Source organism: Streptomyces noursei (assembly GCF_016917755.1).
GTDB classification, from domain to species: Bacteria; Actinomycetota; Actinomycetes; order Streptomycetales; family Streptomycetaceae; genus Streptomyces; species Streptomyces yunnanensis.
The window spans coordinates 4847060-4861813 of sequence record NZ_CP070326.1 but is presented as its reverse complement, the minus strand read 5'-3'; the positions used below and the strand labels follow the sequence as shown (position 1 = coordinate 4861813).

Sequence of the window (14754 nt, the reverse complement as noted above, 5' to 3'; positions counted from 1 at the left end):
TCCACACCCTGTGGACGGCGTCGCCGTCGACCACAGTGCGCCGCCGGAGTCCGCTACGGCTCCGACGGCGCACGACCGGGGCGGCCGGCACCGGCCGGCGTCAGCTGAGGTCAATCGATGTCAGCAGATGTCAGCTGATCTCACCCGATGTCGCGGCGGCGCAGCCCGACCAGACCGGCGGATATCAGGACCACCGACAGGGCCGTCAGCCACAGGAACGGCGCGGCCGTCACCGCCCCGCCGGGCAGCTTGGGCAGGTGACCGTACGGCGAGAGGTCCAGCGCCCACTGCGGCAGCCGCAGCACCGGGCCGAACCAGCCGAGGGCGAGGCAGCCGCCGGTCAGCGCCCAGACCGCGCCGGCGGCCCGGGGCAGCAGGCCGAGCACGGCCATCGCCACCGCGGCGAGCGTCCACACCGCCGGGACCTGGGCGAGCGTCGCGGCCAGCACCCGGCCGGTGCCGCCGGCGACATCGCCGACCGAGGCGCCGTAGGCGATCCCCAGGGTCAGGCCGGCGGCGGCCAGCACCACGGCCGTGCCCACCAGCGCGATGACCAGATGGCCGCCCGCCCAGCGCAGCCGGCCCACCGCGCCCGCCAGGACCGGCTCGGCGCGACCGCCGGTCTCCTCGGCGCGCATCCGGAGCACCGCGCCCACCGCGTAGAGCGCCGCGACCATGCCGAGCAGGCCGGTGATCGAGGCCAGGAAGGCGTCCGTCAGGGACTGCTGTCCGCCGAGCCGCTCGAAGATCTCCCGGGTCCGCTGATTGCCGTCGACCAGGCTCGCGGCCCCCTTGGCGATCCCGCCGAACACCGCGCCGGCGAGCGCGAGACCGGCCGTCCAGCCCGCCAGGGTGGTCCGCTGCAGCCGCCAGGCCAGGCCCGTGGGCCCGCCGAGCGAGCGCGGCGCCCGGGCCGGGCCGGGGCGGGCCGGCAGGAAGCTCATCCCCAGGTCGCGACGGGCGGTCAGGGCGTAGGCCGCCGCGGTCGCCAGCGCCGTCGTGGCGGCGAGGAGCAGGACCACCCACCAGCGTTCGCCGGCGTAGGCGCGCAGGTGCTGTGCCCAGCCGATGGGGGAGAGCCAGGTGAGCGGGGAGCCGCCGTCGGCGGATGCGTCGCCGGCGGCGCGCAGCGCGAAGGCGGCGCCCAGGACCGCGCCGGTCAGCCCCTTGGCCAAGCGGGCGCTCTCGGTCAGTTGGGCGGCGATCGCGGCCAGGGCGGCGAAGAGCAGGCCGGTGCCGCCGATCGCGACGCCCAGGGCCAGCGATCCGCCCACCGGCCGGCCGGACGCGGCGAGCCCGGCGGCGGTCAGCACGGCGACCCCGGCGTCCGCGACCAGGGCCGCCAGCAGGGCTGCGGTCAGCGGCGCCCGCCGGCCCACCACGGCGGCGGAGAGCAGCTCCTGGCGGCCGGCCTCCTCCTCTTCGCGGGTGTGCCGGATGACGATCAGCAGGCTCATCACGGCCGCCAGCACCGCCCCGAACCCGGCCATCCGCCAGGCGACGAGACCGCCGAGGGAGTCGCCGAAGACCGGTCCGTACAGCGCCCGCAGCGAGCCGTTGGCGTTCATCGACGCGGCCAGCTCGGCGCGCTTGGTGGCGGTGTCGTAGAGCGACGCGAAGGACGGACCGGTGGCGACGACGGAGAGGCCGAGGAGCAGCACCCAGACCGGGATCATCAGCCGGTCGCGGCGCAGCGCCAGGCGCAGCAGGGTGCCGGTGCCCGCCAGATGGCGCGGATCGCCCGGGCGGACGGCGGCGGGCGCGACCAGGGCGCTCATCGGGCGACCGTCCCCGCGGGCCGGGCGCCGTCCTGTTGGCCGGCGTCGGGGCGCAGGTCGTCCTGATAGTGGCGGAGGAAGAGCTCCTCCAGGGTGGGCGGGGTACTGGTGAGGCTGCGCAGGCCGGCCGCGCCGAGCGGGCCGAGCACCGCGCCCAGCCGGTCGGTGTCGGCCTGGAGCCGGACCCGGCAGGCCGGGCCGCCCTGGAGCGGCTGGACGGTGAGGCCGTGGACCCCGGGCAGCCCGTCGAGTCCGGCCGGCGGGCCGGCCAGCTCGGCGACGACGGTGGTCCGGGTCAGGTGGCGCAGCTCCCCCAGGGAGCCGGATTCGACGGTGCGGCCCTTGCGGATGATGCTGACGCGGTCGCAGAGCGCCTCGACCTCGGACAGCACATGGCTGGAGAGCAGGACGGTGCGGCCGCGGTCGCGCTCCTCGGCGACGCAGCTCTGGAAGACCTCCTCCATCAGCGGGTCCAGCCCGGAGGTCGGCTCGTCGAGGATCAGCAGGTCGACGTCGGAGGCGAAGGCGGCGACCAGGGCGACCTTCTGGCGGTTGCCCTTGGAGTAGGTGCGTCCCTTCTTCGTGGGGTCGAGCTCGAAGCGCTCCAGCAGCTCGTCCCGCCGGGTGGCGTCCAGGCCCGCCCGTCGCCCGCCGCCACCCCTCCACGGGGGGCGCTTCGCGCCGCTGCCTCGATGCAGCCGCCCGTAGAGGTCGATGACCTCGCCGCCGGAGAGATTGCGCCACAGGGTGACGTCACCGGGGACGTAGGCGACGTGGCGGTGGATCTCGACGGCGGAGTGCCAGGGGTCCTTGCCGAGGACCTGTGCGGTGCCGCCGTCGGAGCGCAGCAGCCCCAGCAGGACGCGGATGGTGGTGGACTTCCCCGCCCCGTTGGGCCCGAGGAAGCCGTGCACCTCACCGGGCTCGACGCGGAGGTCGAGGCCGTCCAGCGCGTGGGTCCGGCCGAAGGACTTGCGGAGGCCGGCCACCCGGATCGCGGGGAAGGGAGGGATCGCCTTCGTCATGATTTCGAAGGTACGCTAGCTTCATAAATTTGTGAAGTTAAGAAACCATATAAAGTTGGAGATGTTGCGCTGAACAGGGGAGATGATGCGGACATGAGCGAGCAGTACGAGCGGGGAGCGGGCCGGCCGGCCCGCGACGACGAGGCGGTCCTGACGTTCGTCGAGCGCTTCGCGGCGCAGATGGTGGACGCCGGGATGCAGCGGATGCCGGCCCGCGTCTTCTCCTGCCTGCTGGCGTCCGACTCCGGCGTCCTGACCTCCGCCGAACTGGGCGAACGGCTCCAGGTCAGCCCGGCGGCCGTCTCCGGCGCGATCCGCTACCTCTCCCAGGTGGGCATGGTCAGCCGCGAGCGCGAGCCCGGTTCCCGGCGCGACCGCTACCGCGTCCACAGCGACCAGTGGTACGAGGCCCTGGCCCGCCGGGACAGCATCCTGACCCGCTGGGAGGACGTACTCCGGGAGGGCGTGGACAGCCTCGGCCCGGACAGCGCGGCCGGCCGCCGGCTCGGCGAGACGCTGGCCTTCACGGAGTTCATGCAGCACGAGCTCGTCGGCATGATGGCGCGCTGGCGCGACCACCTCGGAAAGCTCCGCACGGACGAGGCGGACGAGGCGGACGGGCCCACCCGGTGGGCGGCCGGTGGCACGTCGCGGGAGAACGGCCCGGCCACGCGGCGCTGACCCCGCGCCTACTCCTGCCGCGGCAGCCGCAACCGCCAGGCCCCCGGCTGCACCGTCCACGTCCGGGTCCGCACCGGCCCGCCGACCAGCGCGTCCGCTCGGTAGTGGAAGTCCGCACCGGACACCGTCACCGCCCGTGCCCGTACCCGTATCGGCCGCTCCTCGCCCGGCCAGTGCACGACGACCTCGGCCAGCCCGCCCGGCCGCCCCGCGGGGTCGTCGGTCCCGTCGCCCCCGTCGCCGGCGCCCGGCACCACCGACACCCCGCGCACCGGCCGGTCCAGATCCACCAGCAGCGCCCCGTCGGCCTCGATCCGCAGCCGCAGCCGCTGCGCGGGCACCCGCCCCCGGCGGCCCCCGCCGGCCGCGGGCGTGGCCAGCAGCGACAGCGCCGTACGGGCGGTCCGGGCGGCCGGCTTCCACCAGGCCCGGTGCCCCGGATCCGCCGCGTCGGCCCCCGCGCCCCCGGGGGCCGCGGCCCGCCCCGGATACCCGGCGACCCCGCCCGTCGCCCCGTGCACCGCCGGCTCCCCGGGCGCGCCGTACGCCGCGTACCCCGGCAGCCCCCCGGCTCCGTCGCCGCACGGGATCCGCAGCCCGCCCAGCACGATGCCGTCGCTGTCGTCCGTGAGCAGGTCCATCGGCCGCTCCCCGCCGTCCAGGACGGTCCGTGCGGCGGCCACCGCGTCCGTGGGGACGCCCAGTGCGCGGCTCAGCGCGACCGTCTCCGGCGGGCCCACCGGCACCATCGACAGCGGCACCCCGGCCAGCTCACGCTCCCGGTGGAGCAGGCTCACCGCCCGCAGCAGCGCCCGGTCGTCGCCGACCACCACCGGGTGCCGCCGACCGCGCCGGGCCAGCGCCTGGGCGAATTCCTCGGGGCCCTCCGGGAGGCAGATCTTCGCCCCTGCGCCGGCGCACAGAACGTCCTTCGCGATTCGCACGGATTCGCCGTCCGTCCTGCGGGCGACCGGGTCGATGACCACAAGCAGGGGGCACCCCCGAACGGAGTCCGCGGGAGAGTGCCCAGAAGACTGCGCCGACACCTCGGTCCTTCCTCAGGTAGCATCTCGGTGCAAGAGCCCCTTGCGCTATTGCGCCAGGGGCTTCGTCTATTCCGGGGCACCGGTCCGACGGCTCCGGCGACGACGTACGCGTGAACACGCGGGCGTCGCGCCATCCACGCACGTTGGACATGCCCCGCCCGGAAGGGGTGTACGCCTGTGCCCGCACTTGTGCTGCTCGGTGCTCAGTGGGGTGATGAGGGCAAGGGAAAGGCCACCGATCTGCTCGGTGGGTCCGTGGACTATGTCGTGCGTTATCAGGGCGGCAACAACGCCGGCCACACGGTCGTCGTGGGCGACCAGAAGTACGCACTTCACCTCCTCCCTTCCGGAATCCTCTCGCCGGGGTGCACCCCGGTCATCGGCAACGGCGTCGTCGTCGACCCGGCGGTCCTGCTCTCCGAGCTGAGCGGACTCAACGAGCGCGGCGTCGACACGTCCAAGCTGCTGTTGAGTGGCAACGCGCATCTGATCACGCCGTACAACATCACCACAGACAAGGTGACGGAACGCTTCCTCGGCAAGCGGAAGATCGGCACCACCGGCCGCGGCATCGGCCCGACCTACGCCGACAAGATCAACCGCACCGGCATCCGGGTCCAGGACCTCTACGACGAGTCGATCCTGACCCAGAAGGTCGAGGCGGCCCTCGACGTCAAGAACCAGCTGCTCACCAAGCTCTACAACCGCCGCGCCATCGAGGCCGGCCAGGTCGTCGAGGAGCTGCTGGGCTACGCCGACAAGATCAAGGGCTATGTCGCCGACACCACCCTGATCCTCAACAAGGCCCTGGACGACGACAAGGTCGTGCTCTTCGAGGGCGGGCAGGGCACCCTGCTCGACATCGACCACGGCACGTACCCCTTCGTCACCTCCTCGAACCCGACCGCGGGCGGCGCCTGCACGGGTGCGGGCGTCGGCCCCACGAAGATCAGCCGGGTCATCGGCATCCTCAAGGCGTACACCACCCGGGTGGGCGCCGGTCCGTTCCCGACCGAGCTGTTCGACGAGGACGGCGAGGCGCTGCGCCGGATCGGCGGCGAGCGCGGTGTCACCACCGGCCGGGACCGCCGCTGCGGCTGGTTCGACGCGGTGATCGCCCGCTACGCCACCCGCGTCAACGGCCTGACGGACTTCTTCCTCACCAAGCTCGACGTCCTCACCGGCTGGGAGCAGATCCCGGTCTGCGTGGCCTACGAGATCGACGGCGAGCGCGTCGAGGAACTCCCCTACAGCCAGACCGACTTCCACCACGCGAAGCCGATCTACGAGATGCTGCCGGGCTGGTCCGAGGACATCACCCAGGCCAAGACCTTCTCCGACCTGCCGAAGAACGCCCAGGCGTACGTCAAGGCGCTGGAGGAGATGTCGGGCGCCCCGATCTCCGCGATCGGCGTCGGCCCCGGCCGGACCGAGACGATCGAGATCAACTCGTTCCTGTCGTGAGCCGTCCGGTGGGCCGCGCGGCGCGCCCGTAGCGGTTCGGTCCCCTTCGGGGACACCTGACGCCAGGGGTGGCGGCGGGGGCCTGGTGCCCCTGCCGTCACCCCTTCTTCGCGTACAGCAGCGGCGCCAGGCCGCCCGCGTCGTCGAAGGTCCGCCGCAGCTGCCCGGCGATCAGCTCCAGGGTGCTGCGGGAACCGGGACGGCAGGTGTCGGGCGGGCCGGAGACCACGGTGGACGGGCCGAGCCGCACCGGCGGGCCGACGCTCTCCAGGGTCGCCGCGAAACGGCAGTCGTACGTGGGGCCGGTGGCCTGCATCCGGAGGACGGTCTCGCCGGGCTTGCCCTGGACGAGGGTGAAGCGGCGGACGTCCACGGTGGAGTCGCCCACCGTCGTCGTCCAGATGCCCAGGTAGTCGGCCGGAATGCCCCCGGGGGCCGGGGGCCGGTTCGTGGCGCGCTGCTCGGTGGCGGCGGCGCTGCCGTCCGAGCCGCCCAGCAGCGCGTACCCGGTGGCGGTGCCCGCCCCGGCCAGCACCAGCACGGCAGCGGCCAGCAGCGCCCGGCCCTTGCGGCGGCGGGGCGTCGGGGACGGGCCGGCCGGCGGCGCCACAGTGGCCGGAGCCGTGGCGGACGTCCCGTGCGGCCGGACGGCGGTCGCCGGGACCGCGCCGTCCTGCGGGTTCTCGGCCTCCAGGAGCTCCACGGCGTGCCGCCCCAGGCGGGCGATCAGCGCCCCCGGGAGCCACGGTTCGTCCTCGCCCGACCCGGCGGCGTCCGGGCCGGCCTCCGCGAGGGCCACCAGTTCCTCGGGCGCGGGGCGCCGCGCGGGGTCCTTGGCCAGGCATGCCGTGACCAGGTCGTGCAGTCCCTCGGGGAGCGCGGTCAGGTCCGGCTCCTCTTCGGCGATGCGGTACATCATCGCGTGCGGCAGGGTCGTCTCGGTGCCGAACGGCTGGCGGCCGGTGGCCGCGTAGACCAGTACCGAGCCGAGGCAGAAGACGTCGCAGGCGGGCGTGAGCGGCTCGCCGCGGACCTGTTCGGGCGCCATGAAACCGGGGGAGCCGACCGCGGATCCGGTGTGCGTCACCCCGCTGACGTCGACGCCCTCCAGGGCCCGCGCGATGCCGAAGTCGATGACCCGCGGGCCGTCGAGGGTCAACAGGACGTTGGACGGCTTGAGGTCGCGGTGGATGATGCCGGCGGCGTGGACGGAGCGCAGCGCGCGGGCCAGCCCGGCGGCCAGGATCCGCACCGTGCGCTCGGGCAGCGGGCCGTGCCCGCCGACCGCCTGCTGGAGGGAGGGGCCGGCGATGTAGCCGGTGGCCACCCACGGGGTCTCGGCCTCGGTGTCCGCGTCCAGGACGGGCGCGGTCCACTCCCCGCCCACCTTGCGGGCGGCCCGCACCTCGCGGCGGAAGCGGGCCCGGAACTCCTCTTCGTGGGCCAGTTCCGCGCGCACCAACTTGACCGCGACGGTCCGGCCGCGGTCCGAACGGGCCAGGAACACCCGGCCCATGCCGCCCTCGCCGAGCCGCCCGAGGAGGCGGTAGTCGCCGATCCACTGGGGGTCGTGCGCGCCCAGCGGTGCCAGCCCTCCGAGCCGTCCGCCCCGTCCCCGCTGCCCCGCCGGTCTCTGCTGTGCCATGGTCCCCCGCCTTTTGCCCGACTTTCCCCCGCCTCCGCCCCACGGGAGCGTCCGCTCGTCCGCGGTGAGGATACCGAGGCCGCGCGCACGGCTGGTGGGGCGGTATTCGGCCAAGGCGCGCGCCCGTAGAGGCGGTTGGGGCGCCGCCGTCCACGAGGTGGCCACCGCCCCGCCGCCAGCGTGCCGGGCAGCCCGCTCGACGCCGCGTCAGCGGGCCTGCGCTGTCCGGGAACTGACGTAATGGATGACTGATTCCGCGAACCGGAACTCTCCGGGGTTATCGATCGTAAAGAAAGGAGAAAAACCGCAGAGAGCGACGACAGGACCCGCACGATCCCCCGTCCCCCTTTCCGCAAGGAGACCGTGTGATACCCGCCGTACGAGCCATCGCGCGCGCCGCCATGGCCGCCCGCCCCGTCCCGCTGGCCGAGGTCCAGGCCCGCGCCGAACTCCTCGCCCGCTTCAGCACCACCTACCTCGTCTCGGTCGACGTCTTCGCCGCCTTCGCGGCCGAACTCGCCGACCGTCGCCGCCCCGGCGGCCCGTTCGCGGCGCTGTGCATCAACGGCCGCCGCTGGTTCCGCTACCAGTCCGTCTACTACGACACCCCCGACCTGCGCTCCTTCCACGACCACCGACGGAACAACCTGCTCCGCTTCAAGATCCGCGAGCGGCTCTACGCGGACACCGGTGAGCGGCAGTTCGAGGTCAAGCTCAAGGGGGAGCACGGCCGGACGGTCAAGCACCGCCGTCCGCTGATGCCCGGCGACCCGGCCCTCGGCCCGGCCCCGCGCGACTTCCTCGCCGCCGTGCTCGACCGCTCCTACGGCATCGAGGCCCCCACCGATCTGGGCCGCTCCATCGAGACCGACTACCAACGGGCCACCTTCGTCGCCGACGGCCAGCGCGTCACCTGCGACGCCGCGCTGGTCTGCCGCGACCTGGAGACCGGCCGCACCGTGCGGGCCGACGGCGGCCTGGTCGTCGTCGAGACCAAGACCTCCGGCCGGCTCACCGAGGCCGACCGGCTGCTGACCGGGTACGGCGTCCAGGCCGCGGACTTCACCAAGTACTGCGGCGGGCTGTCGGCGCTCCGCCCCCACCTGTACGCCAACCACTGGCGCGGCCCGGTCCGGACCGCCTTCCCCGCCGCCACGGCGGCCTGAGGTCGTGCGCGGGGCAGCGGCCCGCACGGGGCGCCGCGGATCCTGACGATGTCCGGGGCAGTCACCCCACCCCCGGGCATCCCTGGAGTTTCCTACAGGACCGTAGACATTCTGTCCGCGCGCGTGGTGAGCGCCATACACAGTGTCGGTACCGGTCAGCGCACCGTGATCCTTACGCTGGGAGCCGTTCGCCGTTCCTGTCCAGCGACGGACCCCCGCGACCGATCCGAGGTACTGACCGTGAGCACGTTGCCCTCCGACCCCTCCACCGGCGCCGCCGTGAAGGCCGCCGACCGCGCGCACGTCTTCCACTCCTGGTCCGCCCAGGGCCTGATCGACCCGCTGCCGATCGCCGGTGCCGAGGGTTCGTACTTCTGGGACTACGACGGCAACCGCTACCTCGACTTCTCCTCCCAGCTGGTCAACACCAACATCGGGCACCAGCACCCCAAGGTCGTCGCGGCCATCCAGGAGCAGGCCGGCAAGCTGTGCACGCTCGCCCCGGGCTTCGCCGTGGACGTCCGCTCCGAGGCCGCCCGGCTGATCGCCGAGCGCACCCCCGGCGACCTCGACAAGATCTTCTTCACCAACGGCGGCGCCGAGGCGGTGGAGAACGCGGTCCGGATGGCCCGGCTGCACACCGGCCGTCCCAAGGTGCTGTCCACCTACCGCTCGTACCACGGCGCCACCGCCGCCGCGATCAACCTCACCGGTGACCCGCGCCGCTGGCCCTCCGACAACGCCTCGGCCGGCGTCGTCCACTTCTGGGGCCCGTTCCTCTACCGCTCGCCGTTCCACGCCGAGAACGAGGCCCAGGAGTGCGAGCGCGCCCTGGCCCACCTGGAACAGACCATCGCCTTCGAGGGCCCCCAGTCGATCGCGGCGATCATCCTGGAGACCATCCCCGGCACCGCCGGCATCATGACCCCGCCGCCCGGCTACCTCGCCGGCGTCCGCGAGATCTGCGACCGCCACGGCATCGTCTTCATCCTCGACGAGGTGATGGCCGGCTTCGGCCGTACGGGCCACTGGTTCGCCGCCGACCACTTCGGCGTCACCCCGGACCTGCTGACCTTCGCCAAGGGCGTCAACTCCGGCTACGTCCCGCTGGGCGGCGTCGCCATCAGCGCCGAGATCGCCGCCACCTTCGACCAGCGCCCCTACCCCGGCGGCCTCACCTACTCCGGCCACCCGCTGGCCTGCGCCTCCGCCGTCGCCACGATCAACGCGATGGCCGAGGAGCGGATCGTGGAGAACGCCGCGGAGATCGGCGAGACGGTCATCGGCCCGGCGCTGCGCGAGATCGCCGAGCGCCACCCCTCGGTCGGCGAGGTCCGCGGCCTGGGCGTCTTCTGGGCCCTGGACCTGGTCCGCAACAAGGAGACCCGCGAGCCGCTGGTGCCCTACAACGCGGCCGGCGCCGACAACGCCCCGATGGCCGAGTTCGCCGCGGCCTGCAAGCGCGGCGGCCTGTGGCCGTTCGTGAACATGAACCGCACCCACGTCGTTCCGGCGTGCACCATCACCGAGGCCGAGGCCAAGGAGGGCCTGGCCGCCCTCGACGCGGCCCTGACCGTCGCCGACGCGCACACCGTCTGAGCCCGCCGCCGGGCGACAGCTCCGCGCGGCCCCCGCCCCTCGTGGGCGGGGGCCGCGCGGTTTCACGTGAAACGCTTCACGTGAAACCACGACAATCGCCTCGCCTATGGTGGGGAGGGCCGCTGCCACCGCGGTCGTGGACGTCGAAGGAGACGCACCGAATGGCCCCGGGCCCGGACAGCTCAGTGATACGACGCAGCACCCTGCGCGAGCAGATCGCCGACGCGCTGCGCGACGAGATCCTGGCCGGCCGGCTGCCGTCCGGCCACCCCTTCACCGTCAAGGAGATCGCCGACCAGTACGGCGTCTCCGCGACGCCGGTGCGCGAGGCGCTGCTGGACCTGTGCGCCCAGGGCCTGCTCGACGTCGAACAGCACCGCGGCTTCAAGGTGCACGCCTACACCGCCGACGACTTCCGCGCCATGGTCGAGGCTCGCACCCTGATCATCGAGGGCATCTTCCGCAGCAACGCCGAACGGGCCCTGCTGGCCACCCCCGCCGAGGTGCTGATCTCCATCCGCCGTCGCGCCGAGGAGGCCGAACGCGCCGCCCGGGCCGGCGACCTGGACGTCCTCATCGGCTACGACCTGCGGTTCTGGCGCGAGCTGAGCGGCATCGTCCAGAACCCCTACATCAGCGATTTCCTGGACCGGATCCGCGTCCAGACCTGGATGTTCGCGGTGCCGCTGCTGCGCCGCGATCCGCGCCTGCGGGGCCGCCTGTGGCACGGCCACAGCGAATTGGCCGACGCCCTGCTGCGGCACGACCTGCCGGACGCCCAGCGGCTGATCGCGGAGTACAACGAGCACTCCCTTGCTCTCGTGGGAACGGCCGGCTAGCACTACGCTGTCCCGACCATCGGCCGTAATGGGCCGTACCCGTGGCTGTACGTGCGCCGGTGCCCTATGTCCCCGACCGGAAGCGAGCCCTCACCCGTGGCATGCGATCTGTGGCTGGTACCCCTCGTCGACGTGCTGTGCCACAGCCCCGACAACCCGTTCTCCGAAGAGATCGCCGCCTACAACGACGCCCTGGTGGGCGCCGGCCTGCCGGAGATCCCGGTCTTCAGCTACATGCCGGGCCTGTCCGGCGACGTGGCGCCGGTCGCCGGCTTCGACTACGACGCGCTGCACTTCCTGCGCCGCGCCTACCTGCTGCGGCTGTGCGGTCTGGAGGTGACCCCGGTCGACGAACTCGGCGGCGACTACGAGCAGTTGCTGGAGATGTTCGAGACCACCGCGCAGCAGTCCCACCTGGTCTGGCACTACGACCACGCGGGCGCGTACGTCCCGGTCGACTTCCCGCACCCGCTCGCCACCGAGGAACTGCTGGCCGGCGGCGGCCCGCTGGGCTCCTCCCACGGACTGCTGCGGGACCTCGAACTGGTCGCCCCGGCGCTGGGCATCGACCCGGCCAACCCGCCGGCCGCCCCCGCGCCGCCGGCCGGCCCCACCTCCCTGGAGGAACGGGCCACCGCGGTTCCCCTGGACGACGGCCCGTTCGCCCGGGAACGGCACGTCTGGCTCGGACTGCACGCCGCCGCCACCCGGAGCCTCGGCCAGGGCTCCATGATCGTCTTCAGTTGAGCGCACCGGACCGGCGGGGCGCCCCACCCCACCCCGGCCCCGCCGGGGCACCCGGTCGGTCCGCGCTCAGCGCGGGGCCTCCGGCGGCCGCTGCCGCGGCATGTTCGGCCGTGTGCCGGGCGGCCGCAGGAACCGCCCCGAGTGCCCCGGGCCCTCCGGCCGCGCCCCCGCCCACGGCAGCACCGCATGCGTGGCCTGCGGCAGCGGGGCGGATCGGAACTCCACCATCCAGTCCGCCGTCTCCGTGCGGACCAACTCCCCGATGTCCTCGTTGAACCGCCGCAGCACGCCCAGGCAGCGCTCCGCCGCTTCGCTCGCGGTGCCCTCCGTCGGCCCCAGCACCTCCCGCACGCTCTCCGTCGCCCAGTCGAACTGCAGCGCCTCCAGCCGCCGGTGGATCGCCTGCGCGGTGGCCAGGTCCCGCATCCAGCCCGCGGTCACCCCGAAGTACCGGTCGCAGCCCACGCACACGGCCGCCAGCAGCAGCGTCAGCGCGCCCCAGGGCGCCCCGTGCTCCCAGACGCCGGCGAGGTCGAGCAACGGCAGCGCGCCGCCCGCGGTCACCCCGGCGGCGGCCCCCAGCCGCAGCGCCCGCGCCCCGCGGCGCTTGGTCAGCCGGTCGCGCAGGTACCAGTCGGCGGTGCGCAGCGCACCCTCCTCGCTCCACAGGTACAGCGCGTCCAGCCGGTTGTCCGGTTCCCCCCAGTCGCCGTGCGGGAACGCCCGCCCCACGAGGTCGCCGCGACCCCGGAGCGGGCCGGCGGGCCGCCGCCCCGGCCGGCCCTGGTTCCGGTGGCGGTCCGGGGACCGCCCGCGACCCCGGTCGGGCCCGCCCTCGCCCCAAGGGGGCCCCTCGGGCTGCATCTCCGGCTGACTCACCCGTGCGCTCCCTCGTACGCGGATCCGTGGGGTGCGCGCATGGCCTACGCAAGATCCGCGCACCGCTCCTTTCCTACCGCCGAACGGCTGGCCTCTGTCCCAAGATCGCCCGGTTTCCGCCCGGAAGTGGTGCGGGATCCGGTATAGGACGTTCGCGGATCTCACCCGAAAGAGTTGCCGCCGTGCCGGTGGACGCCGCCGGCACCGGCGGTTTCCGGCCCGGGACCGCGTTTGTGCGATCGGGGCACGCCCGGCGGTCGGCCGGTTGGTGTATTCGTCTAGGCTGCACACCGTGAAGGTCCTCGTCATCGGCGGCGGCGCCCGCGAACACGCCCTGTGCCGCTCTCTGTCCCTCGATCCCGACGTCACCGCGCTGCACTGCGCCCCCGGCAACGCCGGCATCGGCGAGGTGGCCGAACTGCACGGGGTCGACGCCCTCGACGGCCGGGCGGTGGCCGACCTCGCCGTCGACCTGGCGGCCGACCTCGTCGTCGTCGGCCCCGAGGCCCCGCTGGTGGCCGGCGTCGCGGACGCGGTGCGCGAGCGCGGCATCCCGGTCTTCGGCCCCTCGGCACAGGCCGCCCAGCTGGAGGGCTCCAAGGCGTTCGCCAAGGACGTGATGGCCGCCGCGGGCGTGCCGACCGCCCGCAGCTACGTCTGCACCACCCCGGAGGAGATCGACGACGCCCTGGACGCCTTCGGCGCCCCGTACGTCGTCAAGGACGACGGCCTGGCGGCCGGCAAGGGCGTCGTCGTCACCGAGGACGTCGCGGCCGCCCGCGCCCATGCGCTCGGCTGCGACCGCGTCGTCATTGAGGAGTTCCTCGACGGCCCGGAGGTCTCGCTCTTCGCCGTCACCGACGGCGAGACCGTCGTCCCCCTCCAGCCCGCCCAGGACTTCAAGCGCGCCCACGACGGCGACGCGGGCCCCAACACCGGTGGCATGGGTGCCTACAGCCCGCTGCCCTGGGCCGACCCCAAGCTGGTCGACGAGGTGCTGCAGACCGTCCTGCAGCCCACCGTCGACGAGCTGCGGCGCCGCGGCACCCCCTTCTCGGGGCTGCTCTACGCGGGCCTGGCGATCACCTCCCGCGGGATCCGCGTGATCGAGTTCAACGCGCGCTTCGGCGACCCGGAGACCCAGGTCGTGCTGGCGCGTCTGAAGACCCCGCTCTTCGGCCTGCTGCACGCCGCCGCCACCGGCACCCTCGCCGCCTTCCCGCCGCTGCGCTGGGACGACGGCGCCGCGGTCACCGTCGTCATCGCCTCCCACAACTACCCGGGCACCCCGCGCACCGGCGACCCGATCGGGGGCCTGGCGGAGGTCGCGGAGCAGGACGCCCCCGACGCCTACGTGCTGCACGCCGGGACCCGGCGCGACGCGTCCGGCGCGGTGCTCAGCGCGGGCGGCCGGGTGCTGTCCGTGACGGCCACCGGCGCCGACCTGGCCACCGCCCGGGAGCGCGCCTACCGCGCCGTCGGCCGGATCTCCCTGGACGGTTCGCACCACCGCACCGACATCGCCGCGAAGGCGGCGGCGGGGGAGTAGCGCGGGGCGGTGCCCGACCGCTCCCTGCCACTCGCCGGCCGCTGCCGCGACGACCACGACACCTGAGGCATATGTCATTTCCCTGACATATGCCTCAGGTGCGTCATGGGCCTTTCCGTTCGCCGGAAGCAGCCCAGATCCGCCCGCTGTCGGTTCACGGCTTTACCCAAAGCCATTCCATCGAGTGACCATGCGGGTATCCAGCTGACGAACCCCGCACCCCCAACTATGGTGCCGCGCAAGCGTCCTGCGGTCGCGGTGCCGGAATCCGGGGTCGCCACCCCGGCCGCGTCCGGCAACTGGCCCACCGACATTGCGATGTCAGTGGCCGGTGCC

12 protein-coding genes are annotated in these 14754 nt (G+C 73.9%); 7 read left to right on the top strand and 5 right to left on the bottom strand.

The features are described from left to right. Nucleotides 1–140 precede the first annotated feature (140 nt). Both JNO44_RS21410 and JNO44_RS21405 read right to left on the bottom strand, forming a co-directional pair. The gene (locus tag JNO44_RS21410) at nt 141–1778 is read right to left on the bottom strand and encodes an ABC transporter permease (protein ID WP_205365700.1); all 1638 of its coding nucleotides are present in this window, start codon (nt 1776–1778) and stop codon (nt 141–143) included. Further along, nucleotides 1775–2803: an ABC transporter ATP-binding protein gene (locus JNO44_RS21405; protein ID WP_205365699.1), complete on the bottom strand. Its 1029-nt coding sequence runs from the start codon at nt 2801–2803 to the stop codon at nt 1775–1777. The genes JNO44_RS21410 and JNO44_RS21405 overlap by 4 nt, the downstream gene beginning before the upstream one ends. A gap of 93 nt (nt 2804–2896) precedes the next feature. Between JNO44_RS21405 and JNO44_RS21400 the strand changes: the two genes are divergently transcribed. Continuing rightward, on the top strand, nt 2897–3484 hold the full coding sequence (locus JNO44_RS21400; protein WP_205365698.1) for a GbsR/MarR family transcriptional regulator: 588 nt from the start codon (nt 2897–2899) through the stop codon (nt 3482–3484). A gap of 8 nt (nt 3485–3492) precedes the next feature. Here the strand turns inward: JNO44_RS21400 and JNO44_RS21395 are convergent, their stop codons facing one another. After that, nucleotides 3493–4470 carry a diacylglycerol kinase catalytic domain-containing protein gene (locus JNO44_RS21395; RefSeq protein WP_205365697.1) on the bottom strand — a complete coding sequence of 326 codons (978 nt, stop codon included), beginning with the start codon at nt 4468–4470 and terminating at the stop codon, nt 3493–3495. 237 nt (nt 4471–4707) lie between these two features. Here JNO44_RS21395 and JNO44_RS21390 point away from each other — a divergent pair, with 237 nt between their 5' ends. Next, nucleotides 4708–5994: an adenylosuccinate synthase gene (locus JNO44_RS21390; RefSeq protein ID WP_205365696.1), complete on the top strand. Its 1287-nt coding sequence runs from the start codon at nt 4708–4710 to the stop codon at nt 5992–5994. Between the two features lie 97 nt (nt 5995–6091). On the opposite strand, the gene JNO44_RS21385 is transcribed toward JNO44_RS21390, so the two are convergent. Then, entirely contained in the window at nt 6092–7639 is a 1548-nt protein-coding gene (locus JNO44_RS21385; RefSeq protein ID WP_205365695.1) for a serine/threonine-protein kinase, read from the bottom strand. A gap of 365 nt (nt 7640–8004) precedes the next feature. Here JNO44_RS21385 and JNO44_RS21380 point away from each other — a divergent pair, with 365 nt between their 5' ends. From JNO44_RS21380 to JNO44_RS21365, 4 genes are all read left to right on the top strand, one after another. Next, nucleotides 8005–8805 carry a polyphosphate polymerase domain-containing protein gene (locus JNO44_RS21380; RefSeq protein ID WP_205365694.1) on the top strand — a complete coding sequence of 267 codons (801 nt, stop codon included), beginning with the start codon at nt 8005–8007 and terminating at the stop codon, nt 8803–8805. 240 nt (nt 8806–9045) lie between these two features. Then, complete coding sequence (locus JNO44_RS21375) at nt 9046–10404, top strand: aspartate aminotransferase family protein (RefSeq protein WP_073446442.1); 1359 nt, start codon at nt 9046–9048, stop codon at nt 10402–10404. 161 nt (nt 10405–10565) lie between these two features. Continuing rightward, the gene (locus JNO44_RS21370) at nt 10566–11243 is read left to right on the top strand and encodes a GntR family transcriptional regulator (protein ID WP_039634997.1); all 678 of its coding nucleotides are present in this window, start codon (nt 10566–10568) and stop codon (nt 11241–11243) included. Nucleotides 11244–11339: 96 nt separating this feature from the next. Next, on the top strand, nt 11340–11990 hold the full coding sequence (locus JNO44_RS21365) for a hypothetical protein (protein ID WP_073446438.1): 651 nt from the start codon (nt 11340–11342) through the stop codon (nt 11988–11990). A 66-nt stretch (nt 11991–12056) separates the two neighbouring features. On the opposite strand, the gene JNO44_RS21360 is transcribed toward JNO44_RS21365, so the two are convergent. Continuing rightward, a complete protein-coding gene (locus tag JNO44_RS21360) occupies nt 12057–12869 on the bottom strand; it encodes an SLATT domain-containing protein (RefSeq protein WP_205365693.1) in 813 nt (270 codons plus the stop codon). A 292-nt stretch (nt 12870–13161) separates the two neighbouring features. Between JNO44_RS21360 and purD the strand changes: the two genes are divergently transcribed. After that, on the top strand, nt 13162–14418 hold the full coding sequence (purD, locus tag JNO44_RS21355; protein WP_205365692.1) for a phosphoribosylamine--glycine ligase: 1257 nt from the start codon (nt 13162–13164) through the stop codon (nt 14416–14418). Nucleotides 14419–14754: the final 336 nt, after the last annotated feature.